Source organism: Mycobacterium angelicum, assembly GCF_002086155.1.
Taxonomy (GTDB): Bacteria; Actinomycetota; Actinomycetes; order Mycobacteriales; family Mycobacteriaceae; genus Mycobacterium; species Mycobacterium angelicum.
On the sequence record NZ_MVHE01000054.1, the window covers coordinates 14482 to 37382 of the forward strand.

Sequence of the window (22901 nt, forward strand, 5' to 3'; positions counted from 1 at the left end):
ACGTTCCCGCTCAATAGTTGAGCAGCGTGATCGAGTTGACGATCAGGTCGAACTGCTCCTGGCTGATGGGCGCTCCGCCGGGAATGTTGTCGGTGGCCAGGAACTGGGTGCGCTCGGTGTAGGCGTGAAATCGCTTGAAGTAGTTGGCAAAGCCCAGGCCGTGATCCACCAGGCCCTGGTAGCTGGCCGCCTTGAGTTCGCCGGCCAGGATGTAGGCACCCAGCAGGGCGACGCTGGTCCCCTGACCCGACAGCGGCGAGCAGCAGTAGGCGGCGTCGCCCACCAGCGCCACCCGGCCGATCGACCAGTGGTCCATCACGATCTGCGACATCTCGTCGAAGTAGAAATCCGGTGCCGAGCGCATGTAGCGCAGCAACTCCGGGCGCACCCAGCCGTCGTCGGCCATCCGCCGTTCCATCTCGGCGAACTGGGCTTCGGTGTCGCGGTAGTCCATCCGCAGCTCGGTGTCCATGAAGGCCAGCGCGGCGCGGGCTTCGCTGTTGTTGCGCGCGCTGTAGACCCCGGCCATGCTGGTGTCGCCGTAGTGCCACGTCTGCCAGTAGTCCAGGTCCAGGAAGTTGGGCACGGTGAAGATCGCCATGTGCGTCCCGAGCCGCTTGATGAACCGATCCTCGGGGCCGAAGACCAGGCCGCGCACGTTGGAATGCAAGCCGTCGGCGCCGATGACGAGGTCGAAGCTGCGCGGGCCGGAGTTGGCGAAGGTGACGTCGACGGCGGGGCCGCGGTTGTCCAGGGCGGTGATGGTGTCGTCGAAGAGGTATTCGGTCTCTTCGGTTGCGGCGTAAAGCAATTCGACGAGATCGTCGCGCAGCAGTTCGATGTCGGGGTTGTCGATGGGGCCGCCGGTCGGTGTCGATTCGGTGTCCCGGGACAGCTCGTTGCCGTCGCGATCGACCACCGACGCCCCGCGGATCGCGGTCTTCTTGTCCTCGGCGGCCTGCCGCAACCCCATCCGGTCCAGCACCTGCAGAGCCGGGCCGCGGACGTCAATGGCCTGCCCGCCCGGGCGCAGTCCCGGGTAGCGTTCCACCACCGTCACCGAAAAGCCGTTGCGCCCAAGCCAATACGCCGTCGTCAAGCCGGCCACACTGGCGCCGGATATCAGAACCGTTCCCGTCACTTGATCCCTGCCCGCTTCTTGGCCTCGGTGAAAACGTCGTCGAGCATTGCCGGAGTCAACCTACCGGTGAACATGTTCTGCTGGCTGGGGTGGTAGCAACCGAGCAACTGCACACCGGGTAGCTGCGCCACCACGCCGTGGCCGAACTTCGGCCGGGGTTTGGTCGCCAAGCCCGGCAGCCCCAGCGCGACCTGCCAGGCGAAGCCACCCAGCGCGACGATGACCTTGACGTCGTCGGACACCAACCGCCATTCGGCGTCCAGCCACGGCGAGCAGGCGATGCGCTCGGCCGGCGTGGGGGCGTTGGCCGGCGGCGCGCAGCGCACCGGGGCGGCGATGCGAATGCCCTTGGCGCACAAGCCATCCGCGGCGTCCACACTGGTCGGCTGGTTCACCAGCCCGGCCCGGTGCAGCGCGGCGTACAGCTGGTCGCCGGAGCGGTCGCCGGTGAACATCCGCCCGGTCCGGTTGGCGCCGTGCGCGGCCGGAGCCAGCCCGACGATCAGCAGCCACGGCCGCTGCGCTCCCCAGCCCGGCACGGGTCGTCCCCAGTAGGGCTGGTCGGCGAATGCGCGCCGCTTGCCGACGGCGACGTCCTCGCGCCAACTGACCAGCCGGGGGCAGGCCCGGCACACGCTGATCGCCGCGTCGAGTTCCGGTATCGAAGCCAGCCGTTGCGACAGCGTCACCACCTGCGCGGCGTCGGCTGCCACCGGCGTCTGCGGTGTCGCCGGATCGCCGGGCCAGCCGGTGCCGGGTGCGACGGGAGAACCGAATGCCTGGCCGGTATTCGGATGGTTGAGCACACGAACATCCTGCCGTGATCCGCCATGCGCCGAGAAATTCGGTGGTTGCGATTGCCCATTGGCGTTACATTCAGCCGCGATATCCCATGAGAAACACCAGCCGCGGCCCGGCATTCCTGCTTCTTTTCGCCACCCTGGTGGCGTGCGCGGGAGACGGCGTTTCCATTGTCGCCTTCCCGTGGCTGGTGCTGCAGCGCCAGGGCAGTGCGGGGCAGGCGTCGATAGTGGCCGGTGCCGCCATGCTGCCACTGGTGTTCTCCACCCTGGTCGCCGGCACCGCCGTCGACTACTTCGGGCGGCGGCGGGTGTCGATGGTTTCCGACGCGCTATCGGGTGCGGCGGTGGCCGCCGTTCCCCTGGTGGCGTGGGCGTTCGGTACCGCGGCGGTCAACGTCGCGGTGCTGGCGGTCCTGGGTGCCGGCGCGGCGGCGTTCGACCCGGCCGGCATCACCGCACGCCAGTCGATGCTGCCCGAAGCCGCGGCGCGGGCCGGCTGGTCGCTGGACCGGGTCAACAGCTTCTACGAAGCGATCCTGAACCTGGCCTTCGTGGTGGGACCGGGCATCGGCGGGCTGATGATCGCAACGGTCGGCGGCATCGCCACGATGTGGATCACCGCCGCCGCGTTCGGTTTGTCGATCCTCGCGATTTCGGCCCTGCGCCTGGATGGAGCCGGCCGGCCGCACCAGGCCGTCAGGCCCGCGGGGCTGGTGTCCGGGGTAACCCAGGGCCTGCGATTCGTGTGGAGCCTGCGGGTATTGCGTGCGCTGGCGCTGATCGACCTGTCGGTGACGGCGCTGTATCTGCCGATGGAAAGCGTGCTGTTCCCGAAGTACTTCAGCGACCGGCATCAGCCCGCGCAGCTGGGCTCGGTGTTGATGGCGCTGTCCGTCGGCGGCCTGGTCGGTGCGCTGGGCTATGCCGTGCTGGCCAGGGCCGTTCGCCGGCGCGCGATCATGCTGACCGCGGTGCTCACGCTTGGTTTGGCGACGGCGGTGATCGCTTTGCTGCCGCCGCTGCCGGTGATCCTGGGGTTGTGTGCGCTGATCGGCCTGGTCTATGGGCCGATCCAGCCGATCTACAACTACGTGATACAGACCCGCGCGCCTGCGCATCTGCGTGGGCGGGTGACCGGAGTGATGGCGTCGCTGGCTTTTGCCGCCGGCCCGCTGGGGTTGCTGCTGGCCGGTCCGCTGACGGATGCGGCCGGGCTGAGCGTGACGTTCTTCGCGCTGGCGCTGCCGATCTTGATCGTCGGGCTGGTGTGCGTACGGCTGCCGTCGCTGCGTGAGCTGGATCGTGAGCCGGCCCCGGTTTGACGGCAGGTGCCGAGAATCCGGCGCTTCTGTTCTTCGAACTCGACGGCGGTTAGCTACGGCGGCGGGCCGCTGCGCGCGGCCCGTAGGATCGGTCCGTGGACGTGTTGGCAGATCTGATTGCCGACCTGCCCGACGGGATGGTGATCACCGATCCCGCAGTCACCGAGGGCTACCGGCAGGATCGTGCGCTGGACCCGTCGGCGGGCAAGCCGCTGGCCGTGGTCCGGCCGCGGTGCACCGAGGACGTGCAAACCGTGCTGCGCTGGGCCAGCGCGCACGGCGTGCCGGTGGTGACCCGCGGCGCCGGTTCCGGCCTGTCCGGCGGGGCAACCGCGCTGGACGACGGGATCGTGCTGTCCACGGAGAAGATGCGCGACATCGCCGTCGACCCGGTCACCCGTACCGCGGTCTGTCAGCCCGGCCTGTTCAACGCCGAGGTGAAGCAGGCCGCCGCCGAGCACGGGCTGTGGTATCCGCCGGACCCGTCGTCGTTCGAGATCTGCAGCATCGGCGGCAACATCGCGACCAATGCCGGCGGCCTGTGCTGTGTGAAGTACGGCGTCACCACAGACTACGTGCTGGGCATGCAGGTGGTGCTGGCCGACGGCACCGCGGTCCGGTTGGGCGGCCCGCGGTTGAAAGATGTGGCGGGGCTCTCGCTGACCAAGCTGTTCGTGGGCAGCGAAGGCACGCTGGGCGTCGTCACCGAAGTGACACTGCGACTGATACCCGCGCAGAACGCGTCGAGCGTCGTGGTGGCCAGCTTCGCCTCGGTCCAGGCGGCGATCGACGCCGTGCTCGGGGTGACCGCGCGGCTACGTCCGGCGATGCTGGAGTTCATGGACTCGGTGGCGATCAACGCCGTCGAAGACACCCTGCGCATGGACCTGGACCGTTCGGCGGCGGCCATGCTGGTCGCCGGTTCAGACGAACGCGGGCCCGGCGGCGCCGAGGACGCCGAACTGATGGCCGCGGTGTTTTCTGAGCATGGCGCCAAGGAAGTGTTTTCCACCAGCGATCCCGACGAGGGCGAAGCGTTCGTGGCCGCCCGCCGGTTCTGCATCCCGGCGGTGGAAATGAAGGGTTCGCTGTTGCTCGAAGACGTCGGGGTGCCGTTGCCCGCCCTGGGCCATTTGGTTACCGGGATCGCGCGCATCGCTGCTGAACGGGACCTGCTGATCTCGGTGATCGCCCACGCCGGTGACGGCAACACCCATCCGTTGCTCGTGTACGACCCCGCGGATGCCGCGATGGCCGAGCGCGCCCAGGTTGCCTACGGGGAGATCATGGATCTTGCCGTTGGGCTAGGCGGCACCATCACCGGCGAGCACGGCGTGGGCCGGCTGAAACGGCCGTGGCTGGCCGGCTATCTGGGGCCCGACGTGATGGACCTGAACCGGCGCATCAAGCAGGCCCTGGACCCGCACGGGATTCTCAACCCGGGCAGCGGGATCTGACGGTTTCGCTGCGCCGAGTGTGAACCGCACGACGCTGCGCCGGCGTGTCGCGTCGTGGAATTCACAGTCGCATTGTTGACATGCTCGTCGTCATGTCTTACACATGAGACATGTCGACAATGATGTCTCATGGGTTTCAGCTGGCCACCGCGCAGACCTGGCCCAACCCGTGGCCGATGTACCAGGCGCTGCGCGACCACGACCCGGTGCACCATGTCGTCCCGCCGGGACGCCCCGACCACGACTACTACGTGCTGTCCCGGCACGCCGACGTCTGGTCAGCCGCGCGCGACCACGAGAGGTTCTCGTCGGCACAGGGCCTGACCGTCAACTACGGTGAGCTGGAAATGATTGGGCTGCAAGACAATCCGCCCATGGTGATGCAGGACCCGCCGGTGCACACCGAGTTTCGCAAACTGGTGTCCCGCGGTTTCACCCCACGCCAGGTCGAGGCGGTGGAGCCCAAGGTGCGCGAGTTCGTCGTCGAGCGGATCGAGCAGCTGCGCGCGGCCGGGGGCGGCGACATCGTCACCGAGCTGTTCAAGCCGCTGCCGTCGATGGTGGTCGCGCATTACCTCGGTGTGCCCGAAGAGGATCGGGTTCAGTTCGACGGCTGGACCCAGGCGATCGTTGCCGCCAACACGGCCGAGGGCGGCGTCGCGGGCGCTTTGGAGACCGTCGGCGATGCGGTCGCGACGATGATGGGTTACTTCACCGGGCTGATCGAGCGGCGCCGGGCCGAGCCGGAGGACGACACCATCTCGCACCTGGTCGCTGCCGGCGTCGGAGCCGACGGTGATATCGCCGGCACGCTGTCCATCCTGGCGTTCACGTTCACCATGGTCACCGGCGGCAACGACACCGTCACCGGAATGCTCGGCGGCTCCATGCCGGTGCTGCACGAGCGGCCCGACCAGCGCCGGCTGCTGGTCGACAACCCGCAACTCATCCCCGACGCGGTGGAGGAACTGCTGCGGGTGACCTCGCCGGTGCAGGGCCTGGCCCGCACCACCACGCGCGACGTGACCATCGAAGACACCACTATTCCCGCCGGCCGCCGGGTGCTGCTGCTATACGGGTCGGCCAACCGCGACGAACGCCAATACGGCTCGGACGCAGCAGAACTCGACGTCACCCGGTGCCCGCGCAACATCATGACGTTCAGCCACGGCGCACACCACTGCCTGGGTGCAGCGGCTGCCCGGATGCAATCGCGAGTCGCGCTGGAGGAATTGCTGGCCCGCTGCCCGGACTTCGACGTCGACACCGCCGGCATCGTCTGGTCCGGGGGCAGCTACGTGCGGCGTCCGCTGTCGGTGCCCGTCATCGTGAAGTGCTGATGACGAGTTCGGGCAAAGACTGGCTGGCCGATCGGCGCACCGAGGTGGCGGCCGACCGGATACTCGATGCGGCCGAGCGGCTGTACACCGAGCGCGATCCGGTTTCGATCGGCATGAACGAAATCGCCACGGCCGCAGGCTGTTCCCGCGCGACACTGTACCGGTACTTCGACAGTCGCGAGGCATTGCGCACCGCGTACGTGCACCGCGAGACGCACCGGCTCGGCCGCGAGATCATGGCGCAGATCGGCGCCGTCGAGGACCCGCGGGAACGGCTGATCGCCGGGATCGGCGCGACCCTGCGGATGGTTCGCGAAAACCCGGCTCTGGCAGCGTGGTTCGGCTCCAGCCGATTGCCGATCGGCGGCGAGCTGGCCGGACAGTCGGAGGTGATCACCGCCCTGGCCGCGGGATTCCTGAGCTCGCTGGGTCCTGACGATGCGGCCGCCGTCGAACGCCGGGCACGCTGGGCGGTGCGGGTGATCATCTCGCTGCTGATGTTCCCCGGCCATGACGAAGCCGACGAGCGCGCGATGATCGAGGAGTTCGTCGTCCCGATCCTGGCGCCGGTTTCCGCGCGCCGATAAGGCCGCCCGGCGAAGTTTTTTGTTGCGGATTGGTGACGCGCCGCGGCGCCGGCGTTATGTTAAATGCTCATCGGTCGGCGGTTCTGAATGTCGTGGAGGTGCACGCGACATGAGTTATCTTGCATTTCCCCCAGAGGTCAATACGGCGCTGCTGAGTCGAGGTGCCGGATCGGGGCCGATGTATTCGGCCGCGGCGAGCTGGGGCGGGCTGGCCGAGCAGTTGCGGGATGCGTCGGCGGCGTTCCTGTCCAGAACCACCGACGTGGCCAACGGTGCCTGGCAGGGCCCGTCGGCGTCGAAAATGCTGGAAGCCGCGGCGCCGTACGCGGCCTGGCTCAGCGCCGCGGCGGCGCATTCCGAGCTTGCCGCCAGCCAGGCGACGGCGGTGGCAGCGGCTTTCGAGGCGGCGCAGGCCGCCACGGTGCCGCAGGTGGTGATCGCGGCCAATCGCGCTGTTACCCGCGCCCTGGCCAGCACCAATTTCTTCGGCTTCAACTTCCCGGCGATCGCGGCCGCCGACACCCTCTACGAGGAGATGTGGGCCCAGGATGTGACGGCCATGTTCGGCTACCACTCCTGCGCCTCGGCGGCCTGGGCCCAGTTGACGCGATTGGCGCCCATTCAGCAATTACTGCGGCTGCTGCGGTTGCTGCCGGGTCTGCCGGGTCTGCCGGGTGCGCCGACGAGCGGTTCGGGGACGGTGCCCACCCAACCGGTGACACCGGTGAACCCTGAGCCAACGCCTTCGCCCACGCCCACGCCCACGCCTTCGCCTTCGCCCACGCCCACGCCCGCGCCTTCGCCTTCGCCCGCGCCGGCCCCAACCCCGTCGCCTAAGCCCACGCCGACGCCCTCGCCGACCCCGACGCCCAGACCGACGCCAATACCGGCACCGAGAACACCGACCTTGCCGATTCGCCGGCTGCCCGCGGATGGGGTGGGGCGGGCCTGAAACGGGTTGGGGCCAACGCTATCCCGTCTTGACCCGGGTAAACCGGTGTAACAGCCAGGCCAGCGGGATAGTCAGGACCATCGTCGCGACGAACAGATACAGCATGGAGCCGGTGTACACGTGGGCGCGAACCACGTACACCATCGCGAATTCCATTGTCACCAAATGGATCAGGAAAATCTCGTAGGAGATTTCGCCGAGCCACACCATTGGCCGGGTGGCCAGCAATTGGTAGTACCAGCCCTGGTCGCCCAGCGCGAGCGGCGCCACCGCCAGCGTGGCGATCACGGCGTAGAAGCAGGTCTTGACCAGCGCCTCGCTCACCGATGCCGGTGATGTCGTGGGCGCGCCGCCGATGGGCGTGGAGACGATGAAGTAGCAGACGACGGCCAGCGATATGGCCGCAAAGGCGTAGCAGCGCACGCCCATGGCCTGCAGCACGGCCAGCATCATGCCGCCGAGGAACCACGCCAAATACGTTGGCAGCCAAAGCCGGGCGCCGTCGGGAAACCAGTGATCGGTGTGCACCAGGATCAACCAGGCGGGGCTGATCAGCGTCATCGCCGCCAAAGCGGCCAGGATCAACCTGGGTTGCCATCGTCGCCGGGCGATCAGGACCAGCAGTAGGTATGCCAGCACGGGCAGCGATACGTAGAAGGCGGCCTCCACCGCGAGGCTCCACATTTGGGTCAGCCCCTGATGGAGGTACTTGCCCAGATAGCCGTCGGTGTAGATCTGGGTCAAGGTGAGGTTGCGGACCAGACCCAGCCAGCTGTGTCCGGGGTTGGGGCCCGCCTCGCGGTAGTGGTACAGAACGTAGGCGAAGAGCACGGTGATGACGTAGGCGGGCATGATGCGCCGAACCCGGTGCCACGCATACCGACTCAGCGACGGCGCCGGGCCGCCGGTGACGGAGGCTTTGACCCAGGGACGAAACAACAGGAAGCCCGACAGCACGAAGAAGATCGGCACCCCGATCTCCATTCGGGCGCCGACCAGGCCCCAGTAGCCGTGTGTGTACTTGCCGGTGGTGTAGGCCGCGTGGGTGCCGACGACCAGCAGCGCGGCAACGGCGCGGACTCCGGTGAGCGACGCGACCCGGTCCACATGGGCGGTCTGCTCGAGTCCGCCCTGGGCGTCTTTCTCTTCGGACAGGGTCATCGGGGCTGCTTCTTACGTGGTTTGTCCGGCCGGTCCGGCCGGCCGGACCGCTCCGGTCGCAGCTCGATCAGCACACCCGAGATGCGGGTTTTCTCAAGCTTTTTCAGCGTCCCTTTGGACATCTTGACCGGCAGTTCCACCAAGGAGAAGTCGGGACCGATGCTGATGTGGCCGAAGTCGCTGCGGTGCAACCCCCCTTCGTTGGCGATGGCGCCGACGATCGCGCCCGGCCCGATCTTGTGCCGCTTGCCGACGGAGATCCGGTACGTGGTGAATGCCTGGTCGCGCCTTGGCTTTTCGGGGCGTTCCCGGCCTTCGCGGTCTTCGCCGCGCCGGCGCTGGGGGCGCTCAGGCGGCTCGGGTGCCATCAGGAATGCCTCGCCGTCGCGCGACTGGACCGCCAGGGCGGCGGCGATGTCGGCCATCGGGACGTCGTGCTCGCGTTCGTAATCCTGCACCAGCCGGCGGAACAGTTCGATTCCCGGAGCTGCGAGCGCGTCGGTAATGGAGTCGGAGAACTTGGCCACGCGCTGCGCGTTGACGTCCTCGACGGTGGGCAGCGCGGCCTCGGTGAGCGTTTGACGGGTCGCCTTCTCGATCGCCTTGAGCAGGTGACGCTCTCGCGGGGATACGAACAGCAATGCCGTCCCCGAGCGGCCGGCCCGGCCGGTGCGCCCAATCCGGTGCACGTATGACTCGGTGTCGTGCGGGATGTCGTAGTTGAGGACATGGGAGATGCGTTCGACGTCGAGACCGCGGGCCGCCACATCGGTGGCGACCAGGATGTCGATGCGTCCGTCCTTGAGCGCGGCGATGGTGCGTTCGCGCTGTCCCTGCGGGATGTCGCCGTTGATTGCCGCCGCGGAAAGCCCTCGGGCGCGCAGCTTTTCGGCGACTTCTTCGGTCGCTTGTTTGGTGCGCACGAACACGATCATCGCCTCGAACGGCTCGACCTCGAGGACGCGGGTGAGGGCGTCCATTTTGCGTGGGCCGGCGACCTGGATGTAGCGCTGCGAAATGTTTTCGGCGGTAGCGGTTTTCGCTTTGGAGGTGACCTCCAGTGGGTCGTGCAGATATTTGGTGGTGATCTTGCGGATGGCCGTCGGCATGGTCGCCGAGAACAGGGCGACCTGTTTGTATTCGGGGGTATCGGAGAGGATGCGGTCGACTTCTTCGGCGAAGCCCATGGTGAGCATTTCGTCGGCCTCGTCGAGCACCAGGTAGTCCACCCGGGACAGATCCAGGGTGCCGCGTTCGAGGTGGTCGATGACGCGCCCGGGGGTGCCGACCACGATCTGGGCGCCGCGCTTGAGCCCGGCCAGCTGCACGGTGTAGGACGAGCCGCCGTAGATGGGCAGCACGTTGAGGTGCTGCAGGTGTGCCCCGTAGCGGCTGAACGCCTCGGACACCTGCAGCGCGAGCTCGCGAGTGGGCGCCAGCACCAGCGCCTGGGTCGCTTTGCTGGTCACGTCGATCTTGGACAGGATCGGGATGGCGAAGGCCGCGGTCTTGCCGGTGCCGGTTTGCGCCAGTCCGACCACGTCAGAGCCCGCCATTAGCGCTGGGATCGTCGCAGCCTGGATGCCCGTCGGCGTTTCGTAACCGACTTCACCGATCGCGCGCAACACGCGCGGGTGAATCTGCAGGTCGGCAAATGTGGAGGGAGAACTCTCCGGGATGTTCATTTGCCATGGAGTTTAGCTGTGCCCGGCCGCCGCACACGCGCTGTCGGTCGCGACACCGTGTCGCCGAACGTGCACTGGTTGCGAAATTTCGCCGGTTTTTTCGCAACCAGTGCACGTTCGGCGGGATGGCCCGGGATGGCCCGGGATGGCCGCGGGATGGCCGCGGGATGGCCCGGGATGGCCCGGGACGGCCGCGGGATGGCCCGGGACGGCCGGGGGACGGCCGGGGGACGGCCGAGACCGCAGGGCTACTTCAGGCCGTGTCGCCCGGCTTTCCCGGTCTGCGTTCCGGCGGTGCCGCCTTTACCGCCGAAGCCGTTGGTCGGGCCGTAGCCGCCGTTGCCACCGTTGCCGCCGTCGCCGGTTTGATCGGCGTTGCCGCCGGCGCCCCCTACCCCGCCCTTGCCGGTGCCCGGCGCCGCTATGCCGCCCGCGCCGCCGTCGCCGCCATTGCCGTATTGGCCGGCGTGGCCGCCGTCGCCGCCATGCCCGCCATTGACGCCGTACCCGCCGGCGCCGCCGTCACCACCGAAGCCGAATTGCGAGCCGGCGTCACCGCCGGCGCCACCGGCCCCGCCGGTGCCCTTCGCCGAAAAGCCGCCGGTACCGCCGAAGCCACCGCTGCCCACTGGACCACTGGCGTCCCCACCGGCGCCGCCGGCACCACCCTGTTGGACACCGCTACCGCCCGCGCCGCCGTTGCCGCCGTGCGCGAACTGCCCGCCGACTCCGCCCGCACCCCCGGCACCGCCGATCTTGGCGCCGCCGCCGCCGGTACCGCCGGCCCCGCCGCTGCCGAACCAGCCACCGGCTCCACCGTCTCCGCCGGCGCCGGCAATACCGGCCTGCGGGCCGGTACCACCGGGGCTGGAGTTTCCACCGGCTCCGCCGCCCCCGCCGAGACCGAACATTCCGCCGGCTCCGCCGTTGCCGCCGGTGCCCCCGACACCGGCGTAACCGAAGCCGCCACTTCCGCCGGCCCCGCCGCTGCCGAACAACCCGCCGGCTCCGCCGTGTCCGCCGGCATGGCCCGCGCCGCGGGGGCCGATGGCACCGGAACCGCCCGCGCCGCCGGAGCCCATCAACAACCCGCCGTCTCCGCCGGCCAGCCCGCTTCCGGGTGCGGCATTGGCGCCGTTGCCAATCAGCGGGCGGCCGAGCAGCGTCTGGCTCAAGTCATTCAGCGGCGCCAGGGTCTGCTGCAGCGAACCGGTGGGGATCGCGCCGGTGGCGCCGGCAGTGCCGATTGCGCCGCTGAGGCTCAAGCCGCCGTTGCCGCCATTGCCCGCGGTGCCGACCATCGAGCCGGCACCGCCATTGCCACCGGTACCGCCTGCGCTGGGCGACCCGCCGGCATAGCCGCCTTCGCCACCGGCGCCGCCGAAGCCGAATTTCGATCCCGCGTCGCCGCCGTTGCCGCCGGTACCGCCGTGGAAGTTTCCGTAGCCGCCGGTGCCGCCGGCGCCGCCGTCGCCGTACAACGTGCCGGCGTGGCCGCCTGCTCCGCCGGACGCACCGTTGGCCCCGCCGCCACCGCCGACGCCGCCGGCACCGCCATGGCCAAATTGACCCGTGGCGCTGCCGCCGGCGCCGCCCACACCGCCTGTTCCGTCGCCGGTGCCGAGTCCACTGGCGCTGCCAAAGCCACCGTTGCCCCCGGTGCCGCCGGTGCCGAATTCGCCGGCATTGCCGCCGTTACCACCGGCGCCGCCAACGCCTATTCCGTTGCCGCCCATTCCGCCGGGGCCGCCGAGTCCGAAGATGCCCCCGGTCCCGCCGGTGCCCCCGGCTCCGCCAGCGCCGATGGTGCTGAAGCCGCCGGTGCCACCGGCACCGCCGTTGCCGAACAGCCCGGCCGCCCCGCCGTTGCCACCGGCGCCGGACAAGTAGCCCGCGCCGCCGGCGCCGCCATTGCCGAACAATCCGCCGACACCGCCGTTACCGCCAGCGAGGTGGTTGGCGCCACCGGATCCGCCGGCACCGCCGTTGCCGATCAAGATGCCGCCGGCTGCACCGTCTGCCCCGGTGCCCGGTGCGCCGTTGGCGCCGTTACCGATCAGCGGGCGATTCACCGCCGCCATCGAGGGCGCGTTGATCACGTCGAGGACGGTCTGCAGCGGCGAGGCGTTGGCCGCCTCGGCGCTGGCATAGGCGCCGGCACCGGCTTGCAGCGCCGACACGAACTGATCGTGAAAGGCCGAAACTTGGGTGCTGACCGCTTGATAGGCCTGCGCGTGCGAGCCGAACAGTGCGGCCAGGGCCGCCGACACCTCGTCCTCGGCGGCGGCAAGCAAATTAGTGGTTTGGCCCGCCGCGGCGGCGTTGGCCGCGGTGAGGGTGGAACCGATGCCGCTAAGGTCGTGTGCGGCCGACATGAGCGCCTGGGGCGCCGCGGTGAGAAACGACATTGACAAACCCCTTCGATGCGCGTTGCAGCCTGGCCAAACTCGGCAGCGGCAACGTATCTAGCGCTTATTGAGCGTTTCCAGAGGATTTCTTGTATCCGCTCGCAAGGGCCGCTCAGGCGCGCCTGCGCCGCCCACGGGCTCGATGGGGGTACGGTGCCCGGTGTGGTTTCGCGGGGCGTGCAAGGCTTGGTCGCCGCCGCAGTGGTCGCGACGATGGTGACGGGCTGCGGCTCGGGAGACTCCACCGTCGCCAAGACGCCGAAGGCCACACCCGTCACCTCAGCGGCGGCCCCCACCGCACCCGACAACTCGCCGGCGCCACCGCCCGGCACGGCCGCCGCACCCACCAGTAGCGCCCCGCCCGCCGACCCGTGTGCGGTCAACCTGGCCGCGCCCACCATCGCCAAGGTGGTCTCCGAGCTGCCTCGCGACCCGCGCAGCGAGCAGCCGTGGAACCCAGAACCGTTGGCGGGCAACTACAACGAGTGCGCGCAGCTCTCGGCCGTCATCATCAAGGCCAATACCAACGGCGATCACCCCAGCACCCGGGCGGTGATGTTCCATCTCGGCAAGTTCATCCCGCAGGGCGTGCCGGACACCTACGGCTTCAACGGCATCGACACGACGCAGAGCACCGGCGACACCGTTGCGCTGACTTATCCCAGTGGTATCCACGGCTTGAACAGCGATGTGAAATTCCACTGGAACGGCAATGGCGTCGAAGTGATCGGCAACAACCCCGGCCGCTGAGCCGGTCAATTCAATTCTGAAGACAATTCAGTAATTTGCTGACATTCAGATATTAATTGCCGTGGTAATTAATTGCGCACCGTTAATTGTTAGTCGATTAAAGCGATCCGGTGCCGCCGCCGCCACCGGGGCCACCGGTGCCACCCGTGGCACCGCCGGTGCCCGAGGCCGTCCCGCCGGAGCCGCCGCCCGTGCCGACGCCGCCGGAGCCACCCGGAGCAGCGGAGGAGCCGATGCCGCCGGTCCCACCCGTACCGCCGGTGCCGCCGGTCCCGCCGTTGCCGCCGGTGACCGAGCCGATGCCGCCGGTGCCGCCCGTACCGCCGTCACCGCCGTCACCGCCGGTGCCGCCTTGCCCGGTGGTGCTGTCACCGCCGGTGCCACCTTGGCCGCCCTGGCCGCCCATGGCGCCGTCACCGCCGTTGATGCCGCTGATCGCGCCGTAGGCCCCGGTACCGCCCTGGCCGCCCTGGCCGCCGTCGCCGCCCGTGCCGGGGGTGTCGCCCGAGTAGATGGTGTCGCCGCCGTTACCGCCCTGGCCGCCGCTGCCACCCTGGCCGGCCGCGCCCACGATCCCGGGTGCTCCGGGGCCGGTGCCCGCCGAGCCACCGGTGCCGCCCTGGCCACCCCAACGGCCCACGCCGCCATTGCCGGCGTCGTTGGTGCCGTCGTCGGCGTAGCCGGCACCGCCGGTACCGCCGGTACCGCCCAGGCCACCCTGACCGCCGTTGCCGTTGGTCGCGCCGGCGACAGCGCTGCCGCCGGTACCGCCGGCGCCGCCCTGGCCGCCGGGACCGCCGTAGCCGCCCTGGCCGCCGGGCGCGCTGACGCCGCCGGTGCCACCTTGGCCCGCGTCGCCGCCTTGGCCGCCGTTACCGGCGATGTGACCGGCGAAGGTGGTAGCGCCGCCGCGACCGCCGGACCCGCCGTAGCCGCCGGTGTTGCCGTCGCCGGCGCCGCCGGTGCCGAGGTTTCCGCCGGTGCCGGAATCGCCACCGCCGCCGCCCAGGCCGCCGTGGCCGCCCTTGCCGCCCGAGCCGGCGTTGCCGGTCGCACCGGTGCCGTCGTCGTTGTAGCCGTTGCCGCCGGTGCCACCGTCGCCGCCGTAGCCGCCACCGCCGCCGAAGCCGTTGCTCGCGCCGGCAACGGCATTGCCGCCGACACCGCCGGAGCCGCCCTTGCCGCCTTGACCGCCGTCGGAACCGGTGCCGCCGGCCGGGCCGGTGGCACCGTCGCCGCCCCGGCCGCCGGCGCCGCCGTACCCGCCTCGGCCGGCGGCGTGACCGGTGAAGGTGGTGCTGCCGCCCTTGCCGCCGATGGCGCCGTCGCCGCCGTCGCCGGCTGTGCCGGCGGTGCCGCCACTGCCGCCGATGCCGATCGCACCGGCGTCGCCGCCCGCGCCGCCCTGGCCGCCCTGACCGCCGGACCCGGCGTCGCCGGTGATGCCTAGGCCGTCGTCGTCGTAGCCGTCGGCGCCGGCGGCACCGTTACCGCCGTGACCACCCGCGCCACCGCTGCCGTTGGTCGCGCCCGCGACGGCGTTGCCGCCGGAACCACCGTGACCGCCTACGCCGCCGTAGCCGCCGGCACCGCCGGAGCCACCGGGCGGACCGGTGAGCGCGGTGCCACCTTGACCGCCGTTGCCGCCGTCGCCGCCGTTACCCGCGGTGTGGCCGGCGAAGTTGGTTGAGCCGCCTTGGCCGCCGTAGCCGCCGCCACCGCCGGTGCCGCCGTAGCCCGCGCTGTTGTACAGGCCGCCGGTACCGGCCGCGCCGCCCTGGCCGCCGTCGCCGCCCTGACCGCCCTTGCCGCCCGAGCCGGCGTTGTCGGCGCCGTCGTCGTTGTAGCCCAGACCGCCGTACCCGCCGGCACCGCCGCCGCCGCCGGAGCCGCCGCCGCCGTTGTAGCCTCCGGTGACGGAGTTGCCGCCGGCCCCGCCCTGGCCGCCCTGGCCGCCTTGACCGCCGGTGTAGCCGCTGCCCCCGGCCGGGCCGGTGGCGCCGGTGCCACCCTGGCCGCCGTAGCCGCCGCCACCGCCGAGACCACCGGAGTGCCCGGTGTAGGTGGTGCTGCCGCCTTTGCCGCCCACGCCGCCGTCGCCGCCGTTGCCCGCGGCACCCGCGGTGCCGCCGCTGCCGCCGGTGCCGGTGGCGCCGCCGGCTCCGCCGTGGCCGCCGTAGCCGCCGTAGCCGCCGCGGCCGGCGCCGTTGACGCCGTCGTCGTCGGCGCCGATGCCGCCCTGGCCGCCGCCGCCGCCCAGGCCGCCCTTGCCGCCGTCGCCGTTGGTCGCGCCGGCGACGGCGCTGCCGCCGCTACCGCCGTCGCCCGCGGCGCCGCCGGTACCGCCGCCGCCGCCATCGGTGCTGACGCCGCCGGCCGAACCATCGCCACCCTGACCGCCTTCGCCGCCGTCGCCGCCGGCGCCCGCGGTGTGGCCGACGTAGGTCGTGCCGCCGCCCTCGCCGCCGCCGCCGCCGATACCGCCGCTGCCGCCACCGCCCCCGGTACCGCCGGCACCACCGGTGCCGATTGCCCCGCCCGTGCCGCCGTGTCCACCCTTGCCGCCGTTTCCGCCGGCGGTGGCCGGGTTGGTGCCGTCGTCGGCGTAGCCGCTGCCGCCGAGACCGCCGTGCCCGCCGGTGCCGCCGTAGCCGCCGCTGCCGTTGCCGCCGCCATTGCCGGCACCGCCGTTGCCGCCCTGGCCGCCGGCGCCGCCGTCGCCGCCGGTGGTGCCGGCCACGCCGATGGTGCCCGCAACGCCCTGGTGGCCGGCACCTCCGGTGCCGCCCTGACCACCCTGGCCGCCATAAGCCGCGGCGCCCGCGACTCCGCCGCTGCCGCCAGTGCCCGCCTTGCCGCCGACGCCGGCTCCGCCACCGTTGCCGCCGGTGCCGCCGGCGCCGGCGTCATTGGTGCCGTCGTCTGCGTAGCCGGTGCCGCCTTGCCCGCCGGCGCCGCCGTAACCGCCGTAGCCGCCGCGGCCATTGAAGGCCCCGGGGACCGCGTCACCGCCCACGCCGCCGGCGCCGCCCTGGCCGCCGTTGCCGCCGGTGTAGCCGGTGCCGTAAGGGGTGGTGCCATCGGCGCCGTTACCGCCGACGCCGCCCTGGCCGCCATAGCCGCCGGTGCCCGCGGTGTGGCTGCTGATTGTGGTGGCACCGCCTGTGCCGCCGTCGCCGCCATCGCCGCCGTCGCCGGCACCGCCCGCGGTGCCGCCGCTACCGCCGGTTCCGGCGGCGCCGCCGACACCGCCCTGTCCGCCGTAGCCGCCGGTGCCGCCGAAACCGGCGTTGTCGGTCCCGCTGTCGGCACCGCCCTGGCCGCCGTGACCGCCGTTGCCGGCCTGGCCGCCGTGGCCGCCGCTGCCGTTGGTCGCGCCGGCCACCGCATTGCCGCCCGCGCCGCCGGCGCCGCCGCCGCCGCCGGTGCCGCCGCTGCCGGCGGTGTAGCCGGCAGGGCCGTCGCGGCCATCGGCGCCCAGGCCGCCGTGGCCGCCGTCGCCGCCGTTGCCGGCCGTGTGACCGGTTACGGTGGCGGCGCCGCCTTGACCACCGCCGCCACCACTGCCACCGGTCCCCGCGCCGCCGTAGAGGCCGGTGAAGCCGCCGGTACCGCTTTGGCCACCCTGGCCCCCTACGCCGCCGTCGCCGCCCTGGCCGCCGGTGCCGCCGCCGACGACCCCGTCGTCGACGCCGCCCATGCCGCCTTGGCCGCCGATCCCGCCGCGACCGCCCTGGCCGCCGTAGCCGTCGTAGGCGCCGGCCACGGCGTCGCCACCGGCGCCGCCGGTGCCGCCTTTGCCGCCCTGACCGCCGTCGGATCCGGTGCCGCCCGCCGCGCCGGTGGCACCGGCCCCGCCGGTGCCGCCATCGCCGCCCTGACCGCCGCGGCCAGCGGAGTCGCTGACGAAGGTGGTAGAACCACCCTTACCGCCCGCGCCACCGTTGCCGCCGGCGCCCGGGTCACCCGGAGTGGGTGCGCCGACGGTGCCGCCGGTACCGACGGCGCCACCGGTGCCGCCGGTACCTCCGGCGCCGCCGTGGCCACCGGTCCCGGCGTGGTTGGGCGCGTCGGCGTCGGCGCCGGCGCCACCCGTGGCGCCGTCGCCGCCGAGGCCGCCGTGGCCACCGCTGCCACTGGTCGCGCCCGCGACGGCATTGCCGCCGGCGCCGCCGGCGCCACCTGTGCCGCCGCCGCCGCCGTAGCCGCCATAGCCACCGGCCGGGCCGGTGACACCAGCCCCGCCGTCGCCGCCCTGGCCGCCGGCGCCGCCGGCACCGGCAGTGTGCCCGCTGATGGTGGTGGCACCGCCCTTACCGCCCGCACCGCCGGTGCCGCCGAGGCCGCCGGCACCCGCGAAGTCGTACAGGCCACCGCTACCGGCCGCGCCGCCCAGGCCGCCGTCGCCGCCCTGTCCGCCGGCGCCGCCGGAGCCCGCATTGTCGCCACCGTCATCGTTGTAGCCCTGGCCGCCGGCGCCGCCTTGGCCGCCGGTGCCGCCGAAGCCACCCGTGCCGTTGAACCCACCGGCCACGGCATTGCCGCCGGCCCCGCCCTGGCCACCCTGGCCGCCCTGGCCGCCGGCGTAGGCGCTGGTGCCGGCCGGGCCGGCGGCGCCCGCGCCGCCCTTGCCGCCGGTGCCGCCACCGCCGCCGGTACCGCCGTAGTGGCCGGTGTAGGTGGTGGCGCCGCCTTTGCCGCCGGTACCGCCGTCGCCGCCGGTGCCCGCGCCACCTGCGTTGCCGCCGGTGCCGCCCGTACCGGCCGCGCCGCCCACGCCGCCATTGCCGCCGGCGCCGCCGTAGCCGGCGTAGCCGGCGTAGCTGCCGTTGTCGGCGGCACCGTCGCCGCCGGTGCCGCCGGCACCGCCGTGACCGCCGTGACCGCCGCTGCCGTTGGTCGCACCCGCGACGGCGTTGCCGCCGGCGCCGCCGTTTCCGCCGGTGCCGCCGGCCCCGCCGAAGCTGCCGTAGCCGGTAGCCGGCCCGGTCACGCCGTCGCCGCCGCGACCGCCGGTACCGCCGTCACCGCCGGTACCGGCGGCGTGGCCGGTGATGGTGGTGGCGCCGCCTTGGCCGCCCCCGCCGCCGTCGCCGCCGACGCCGCCGACGCCCGCCGTGACGTAGGCAACTTCGGTGCCACCCTTGCCTGTCGAGCCGCCGAGGCCGCCTTGACCGCCTTGACCGCCCGCCCCGCCGGCGCCGGCGTTGTTGCCGCCGTCGTCGGCATAACCCTGGCCGCCGGCGCCGCCCTGGCCGCCGGTACCGCCGATGCCGCCGGCCCCGTTGAGCCCGCTCGACGTGGCGTTGCCGCCGGTACCGCCCGCGCCGCCCTGGCCGCCGGTGCCGCCCGCGGTGCCGGCGCTGGTGGCCGTACCAGTGCCACCGGCGCCACCCTGGCCGCCGGTGCCACCGTGGCCGCCGGCCCGGCCGTTGTGAGTGGCGAACGTGCTGGAGCCGCCCTGGCCGCCGGCGCCGCCGTCGCCGCCGGTACCCGCCGCGCCCGCGGTGGCCGAGCCGACCGTGCCGCCGGTGCCGGCCGCGCCGGCGTCGCCGCCGGTACCGCCCTTGCCGCCCAGGCCGCCCAGGCCGGCGTTGCTGCTGCCGTCGTCGTTGTAGCCGCTGCCGCCGGTGCCGCCGGCGCCGCCGTGACCGCCGTCGCCGCCGCTGCCGTTGGTCGCTCCGGCAACCGCGTTGCCGCCGGCGCCGCCGGCGCCGCCGCCGCCGCCCTGCCCGCCGGTGTAACCGGTGCCCAGCGCCGCGCTGGTGGCACCGGTAGCGCCCTTGCCGCCCTGACCGCCCTGGCCGCCGGTACCGGCGGAGTGGCCGACCGTGCTGGTGCTGCCGCCCTGACCGCCCTGGCCGCCGTCGCCGCCGTTTCCTGCGGCGCCCGCGAGCGGCAAGCCGGTGGTGCCACCGGTGCCCACCGCACCGCCGACGCCGCCTTGCCCGCCGGCGCCGCCCTTACCGCCGGAGCCGGCATTACCGATGGGGCCGACGGCATCGTCGACATGGCCGCCGCCGCCTTGACCACCTTGGCCGCCCTGACCGCCGTGGCCACCGCTGCCGTTGACGGCGCCCGCAACCGCGGTGCCGCCCTGACCGCCGGCGCCACCCTGACCGCCCTGGCCGCCGCTGGAGCCGCTGCCACTGGCCGGGCCGGTGGCGCCCGCGCCGCCCTGCCCGCCGGTGCCGCCGGCACCGCCGGCACCGGCCACCGCACCGGTGAAGCTGGTGGCGCCGCCCTGGCCGCCGTCGCCGCCCTTGCCGCCGGCACCACCGTCACCCACCGTGCCGCCGGTACCGCCGGTGCCGACCGCGCCCGCCGCGCCGCCGGTGCCGCCCTGGCCACCGGTGCCGCCGTCGGTGGCGACGTGCGGACCGTCGTCGGTGTAACCGGCGCCGCCCTTGCCGCCGGCGCCACCGGTGCCACCGGCACCGCCGCTGCCGTTGGTCCCGCCGTTCCCGGCGCCGCCGGAGCCGCCTTGACCACCCCCGCCACCGAGGCCACCCGTGCCGCCGGCCTTGCCGATGCTGCCGTCGGCGCCCTGGGCACCGGCCCCGCCGGTACCGCCCTGGCCACCCGTACCGCCCTTGCCCGCGCTGCCCGCGGAGCCACCGCTACCACCGGTGCCGACGGCCCCACCGACGCCGGCTCCACCGCCGGCGCCACCCTGGCCGCCGGCGGTGGCGTTGTTGGTGCCGTTGTCGTCGAAGCCGGCGCCGCCCTGGCCGCCGGAGCCGCCGGTGCCGCCCATGCCGCCGGTGCCGTTGGTGCCGCCGTTCGCGACACCGCCCTGGCCACCCTGGCCGCCCGCGCCGCCGGTGCCGCCGACACCGCCGGTGTTGCCGATCGTGGCGGCGCCGCCCTTGGCGCCGGTCCCCCCGTCTCCGCCCTGGCCTCCGGTACCACCGGTGCCTGCGCTGCCCGCGACGCCGCCGCTGCCGCCGGTCCCCGCCGCGCCGCCCAGGCCGGCGCCGCCACCGGCGCCGCCGATACCGCCGGCCGTGGCGTTGTTGGTGCCGTTGTCGTCGAAGCCGGCGCCGCCCTGGCCACCCGTACCGCCGGTGCCGCCGACGCCGCCAGAGCCGGTGGTGCCGCCGTTACCGGCGCCGCCCTGACCACCCTGGCCGCCCTGACCGCCGTGCCCGCCGGTACCGCCGGCCTTGCCGATGGTGCCGGTAACGCCCTGAGCACCGGCCCCGCCGGTGCCACCCTGACCGCCCTGGCCGCCGGTGCCCACGGCGCCCACAACTCCACCGGAGCCGCCGGTGCCCGCCAGGCCACCGAGGCCCGCGCCGCCGCCGACGCCGCCGACACCGCCGGTGCCGGCGTTGTTGCTGCCGTCGTCGGCGAAGCCGGTACCGCCGGTGCCGCCCTGGCCGCCGATGCCGCCCTGCCCGCCGCTGCCGTTGGTTGCGCCGGTGATCGCTTGTCCGCCCTGACCGCCCTGGCCGCCGTCGCCGCCCAGGCCGCCGGCGTAGCCGGGGCCGTTGACCGGACCGGAGATGCCCTGGCCGCCTTGGCCGCCGTGGCCGCCGTGGCCACCCGCTCCGGCGGTGTCACCCAGCGTCGCGGTGGCACCGCCCTGGCCGCCGGCGCCGCCCACACCGCCGGTGCCCGCGTTGCCGACGAGGCCGCTGCTGCCGCCGCTGCCGTTCAGGCCGCCCATCCCGCCGTTGCCACCCGTCCCGCCGGCCCCGCCGGCGGTGGCATTGTCGGCGCCGGTGTCGGTGAAGCCGACGCCGCCCGCACCGCCGGCCCCGCCGGTGCCGCCCATGCCGCCCGAGCCGTTGACGCCGCCGTTACCCGCGCCGCCCAGGCCACCCTGGCCGCCGCCGGCACCGTCACCGCCGGCACCGCCGGCCTTGCCGAGGGTTCCGTCGGCCCCTTGGTGGCCGTCGCCACCGGTACCGCCCTGGCCGCCGTGGCCGCCGACACCCGCCAGGCCTGCGACACCGCCCGCGCCGCCGCTGCCCGGCGCGCCACCGAGACCCGCTGCGCCGCCGGTGCCGCCGGTGCCGCCGGCGGTGGCGTTGTTGCTGCCGTCATCGGCGAAGCCGGTGCCGCCCTGCCCGCCGTCGCCGCCGTAACCGCCCAGCCCGCCGGAGCCGTTGCTGCCGCCGTTGCCCGCACCGCCAGTGCCGCCGTGGCCGCCGGCCCCGCCGTCGCCACCGGGTCCGCCGGTCTTGCCGATGGTGCCGGTGACCCCTTGATGGCCAACCCCGCCGGTACCGCCCTGACCGCCCGCGCCACCGCTGCCGGCGGCTCCGGCGATGCCGCCGGTGCCGCCGGTACCGGCCGCGCCGCCGGCACCAGCCGCGCCGCCCGTCCCGCCGGTGCCACCGGCGGTCGCGTTGTTGCTGCCGTCGTCGGCGAAGCCGGTGCCGCCCTGGCCGCCGGCACCGCCGTTGCCACCCATGCCGCCGGACCCGTTGGTGCCGCCGTTACCGGCACCGCCCGCGCCGCCCTGGCCACCGGCCCCGGCGTTACCCCCGGCGCCGCCGGCTTTGCCGATCGTGCCGGTGACGCCTTGGTGCCCGTCGCCGCCGGTGCCGCCCTGTCCGCCTTGTCCGCCGCTGCCTGCGGCGCCCGCCGTGCCGCCGGTGCCACCCGCACCGGCCGCACCGCCGGCACCGGCGCCGCCACCTGCGCCACCGGTGCCACCATCGGTGGCGACGTCGACGCCGTCGCCGGCGAAGCCGACGCCGCCATGACCTCCGGCACCGCCGATCCCACCGGCGCCGCCGGAGCCGTTGGTGCCTCCGGCACCCGAACTCCCGCCGGCGCCGCCGTGCCCGCCGGCGCCGCCCGCGAAGCCGATGCCGCCGGCTTTGCCGGCGCTGCCCGCGATACCGATGTCACCCATCGCGCCGGCGCCACCGCCGCCGCCGTTGCCGCCACTGCCCGCATGACCCGCGGCGCCGGCCGTGCCGAAGACGCCGGCGCCGCCCCCGCTGCCCACTGCGCCGCCGGCACCACCCAGGCCGCCGTCGCCGCCGCTGCCACCAACCGTGCTGTGTCCCACACCGGTGCCGCCGGCGCCGCCATCGCCCGCGAGGCCACCCGCCCCGCCGCTACCACCGGCGCCACCCGACCCCAGCAGGCTGCCCAGGCCGAGCATCCCCGAGTCGGCACCGCCGGCCCCGCCGGCGCCGCCCGCGCCGCCCGCGCCGCCGGTACCGCCTGATCCGCCACCGACGAGTCCGGGAGTACCGGCGCCGCCGGCCCCGCCGGCGCCGCCCACGCCGCCCGCCCCGCCGCTGAAGCCGATCATCGCCCGGTCGGCGCCGCC

The 22901-nt window shown here is 73.6% G+C and carries 12 protein-coding genes; 6 read left to right on the forward strand and 6 right to left on the reverse strand.

Features of this window, described 5'->3' with window-relative positions:
• Positions 1-10: 10 nt before the first annotated feature.
• Complete coding sequence (locus BST12_RS22480) at positions 11-1141, reverse strand: FAD-binding protein (protein ID WP_139801849.1); 1131 nt, start codon at positions 1139-1141, stop codon at positions 11-13.
• The gene (locus BST12_RS22485; protein ID WP_245850502.1) at positions 1138-1947 is read right to left on the reverse strand and encodes a uracil-DNA glycosylase; all 810 of its coding nucleotides are present in this window, start codon (positions 1945-1947) and stop codon (positions 1138-1140) included. The genes BST12_RS22480 and BST12_RS22485 overlap by 4 nt, the downstream gene beginning before the upstream one ends.
• 86 nt (positions 1948-2033) lie before the next feature.
• Between BST12_RS22485 and tap the strand changes: the two genes are divergently transcribed.
• The 5 genes from tap to BST12_RS22510 all read left to right on the forward strand — a co-directional run bounded on the left by tap (position 2034) and on the right by BST12_RS22510 (position 7602).
• Positions 2034-3266 (forward strand): multidrug efflux MFS transporter Tap, encoded by a 1233-nt coding sequence (tap, locus tag BST12_RS22490; protein ID WP_083115474.1) that lies wholly within the window; start codon positions 2034-2036, stop codon positions 3264-3266.
• A gap of 137 nt (positions 3267-3403) precedes the next feature.
• Complete coding sequence (locus BST12_RS22495; protein WP_083115483.1) at positions 3404-4723, forward strand: FAD-binding oxidoreductase; 1320 nt, start codon at positions 3404-3406, stop codon at positions 4721-4723.
• Between the two features lie 110 nt (positions 4724-4833).
• The gene (locus BST12_RS22500) at positions 4834-6063 is read left to right on the forward strand and encodes a cytochrome P450 (protein ID WP_083115475.1); all 1230 of its coding nucleotides are present in this window, start codon (positions 4834-4836) and stop codon (positions 6061-6063) included.
• Positions 6063-6650, forward strand: a complete 588-nt coding sequence (locus BST12_RS22505; RefSeq protein WP_083115484.1) for a TetR/AcrR family transcriptional regulator — start codon at positions 6063-6065, stop codon at positions 6648-6650. Before BST12_RS22500 ends, BST12_RS22505 begins: the two co-directional genes overlap by 1 nt.
• 109 nt (positions 6651-6759) lie before the next feature.
• Entirely contained in the window at positions 6760-7602 is an 843-nt protein-coding gene (locus BST12_RS22510) for a PPE family protein (RefSeq protein WP_083115476.1), read from the forward strand.
• 18 nt (positions 7603-7620) lie between these two features.
• Here the strand turns inward: BST12_RS22510 and BST12_RS22515 are convergent, their stop codons facing one another.
• The 3 genes from BST12_RS22515 to BST12_RS22525 all read right to left on the reverse strand — a co-directional run bounded on the left by BST12_RS22515 (position 7621) and on the right by BST12_RS22525 (position 12856).
• Entirely contained in the window at positions 7621-8763 is a 1143-nt protein-coding gene (locus BST12_RS22515) for an acyltransferase family protein (RefSeq protein ID WP_083115477.1), read from the reverse strand.
• Positions 8760-10448: a DEAD/DEAH box helicase gene (locus tag BST12_RS22520; RefSeq protein ID WP_083115478.1), complete on the reverse strand. Its 1689-nt coding sequence runs from the start codon at positions 10446-10448 to the stop codon at positions 8760-8762. The genes BST12_RS22515 and BST12_RS22520 overlap by 4 nt, the downstream gene beginning before the upstream one ends.
• Before the next feature lie 248 nt (positions 10449-10696).
• The gene (locus tag BST12_RS22525) at positions 10697-12856 is read right to left on the reverse strand and encodes a PE family protein (protein ID WP_083115479.1); all 2160 of its coding nucleotides are present in this window, start codon (positions 12854-12856) and stop codon (positions 10697-10699) included.
• Positions 12857-13069: 213 nt separating this feature from the next.
• On the opposite strand from BST12_RS22525, the gene BST12_RS22530 reads away from it, so the two are divergent.
• Positions 13070-13606, forward strand: coding sequence for an LppP/LprE family lipoprotein (locus BST12_RS22530; protein WP_139801851.1), 537 nt, complete (start codon positions 13070-13072; stop codon positions 13604-13606).
• A gap of 97 nt (positions 13607-13703) precedes the next feature.
• Here the strand turns inward: BST12_RS22530 and BST12_RS32190 are convergent, their stop codons facing one another.
• Positions 13704-22883 (reverse strand): hypothetical protein, encoded by a 9180-nt coding sequence (locus BST12_RS32190; RefSeq protein ID WP_211281339.1) that lies wholly within the window; start codon positions 22881-22883, stop codon positions 13704-13706.
• Positions 22884-22901 lie beyond the last annotated feature (18 nt).

Excerpts from the sequence above, each read along its gene's own strand:
- tap (WP_083115474.1), top strand. The coding sequence starts at position 2,034 with ATGAGAAACACCAGCCGCGGCCCGGCATTCCTGCTTCTTTTCGCCACC.
- BST12_RS22495 (WP_083115483.1), top strand. The coding sequence starts at position 3,404 with ATGGTGATCACCGATCCCGCAGTCACCGAGGGCTACCGGCAGGATCGT.
- BST12_RS22500 (WP_083115475.1), top strand. The coding sequence starts at position 4,834 with ATGTCGACAATGATGTCTCATGGGTTTCAGCTGGCCACCGCGCAGACC.
- BST12_RS22505 (WP_083115484.1), top strand. The coding sequence starts at position 6,063 with ATGACGAGTTCGGGCAAAGACTGGCTGGCCGATCGGCGCACCGAGGTG.
- BST12_RS22510 (WP_083115476.1), top strand. The coding sequence starts at position 6,760 with ATGAGTTATCTTGCATTTCCCCCAGAGGTCAATACGGCGCTGCTGAGT.
- BST12_RS22515 (WP_083115477.1), bottom strand. The coding sequence starts at position 8,763 with ATGACCCTGTCCGAAGAGAAAGACGCCCAGGGCGGACTCGAGCAGACC.
- BST12_RS22520 (WP_083115478.1), bottom strand. The coding sequence starts at position 10,448 with ATGAACATCCCGGAGAGTTCTCCCTCCACATTTGCCGACCTGCAGATT.
- BST12_RS22525 (WP_083115479.1), bottom strand. The coding sequence starts at position 12,856 with ATGTCGTTTCTCACCGCGGCGCCCCAGGCGCTCATGTCGGCCGCACAC.
- BST12_RS22530 (WP_139801851.1), top strand. The coding sequence starts at position 13,070 with ATGGTGACGGGCTGCGGCTCGGGAGACTCCACCGTCGCCAAGACGCCG.
- BST12_RS32190 (WP_211281339.1), bottom strand. The coding sequence starts at position 22,883 with ATGATCGGCTTCAGCGGCGGGGCGGGCGGCGTGGGCGGCGCCGGCGGG.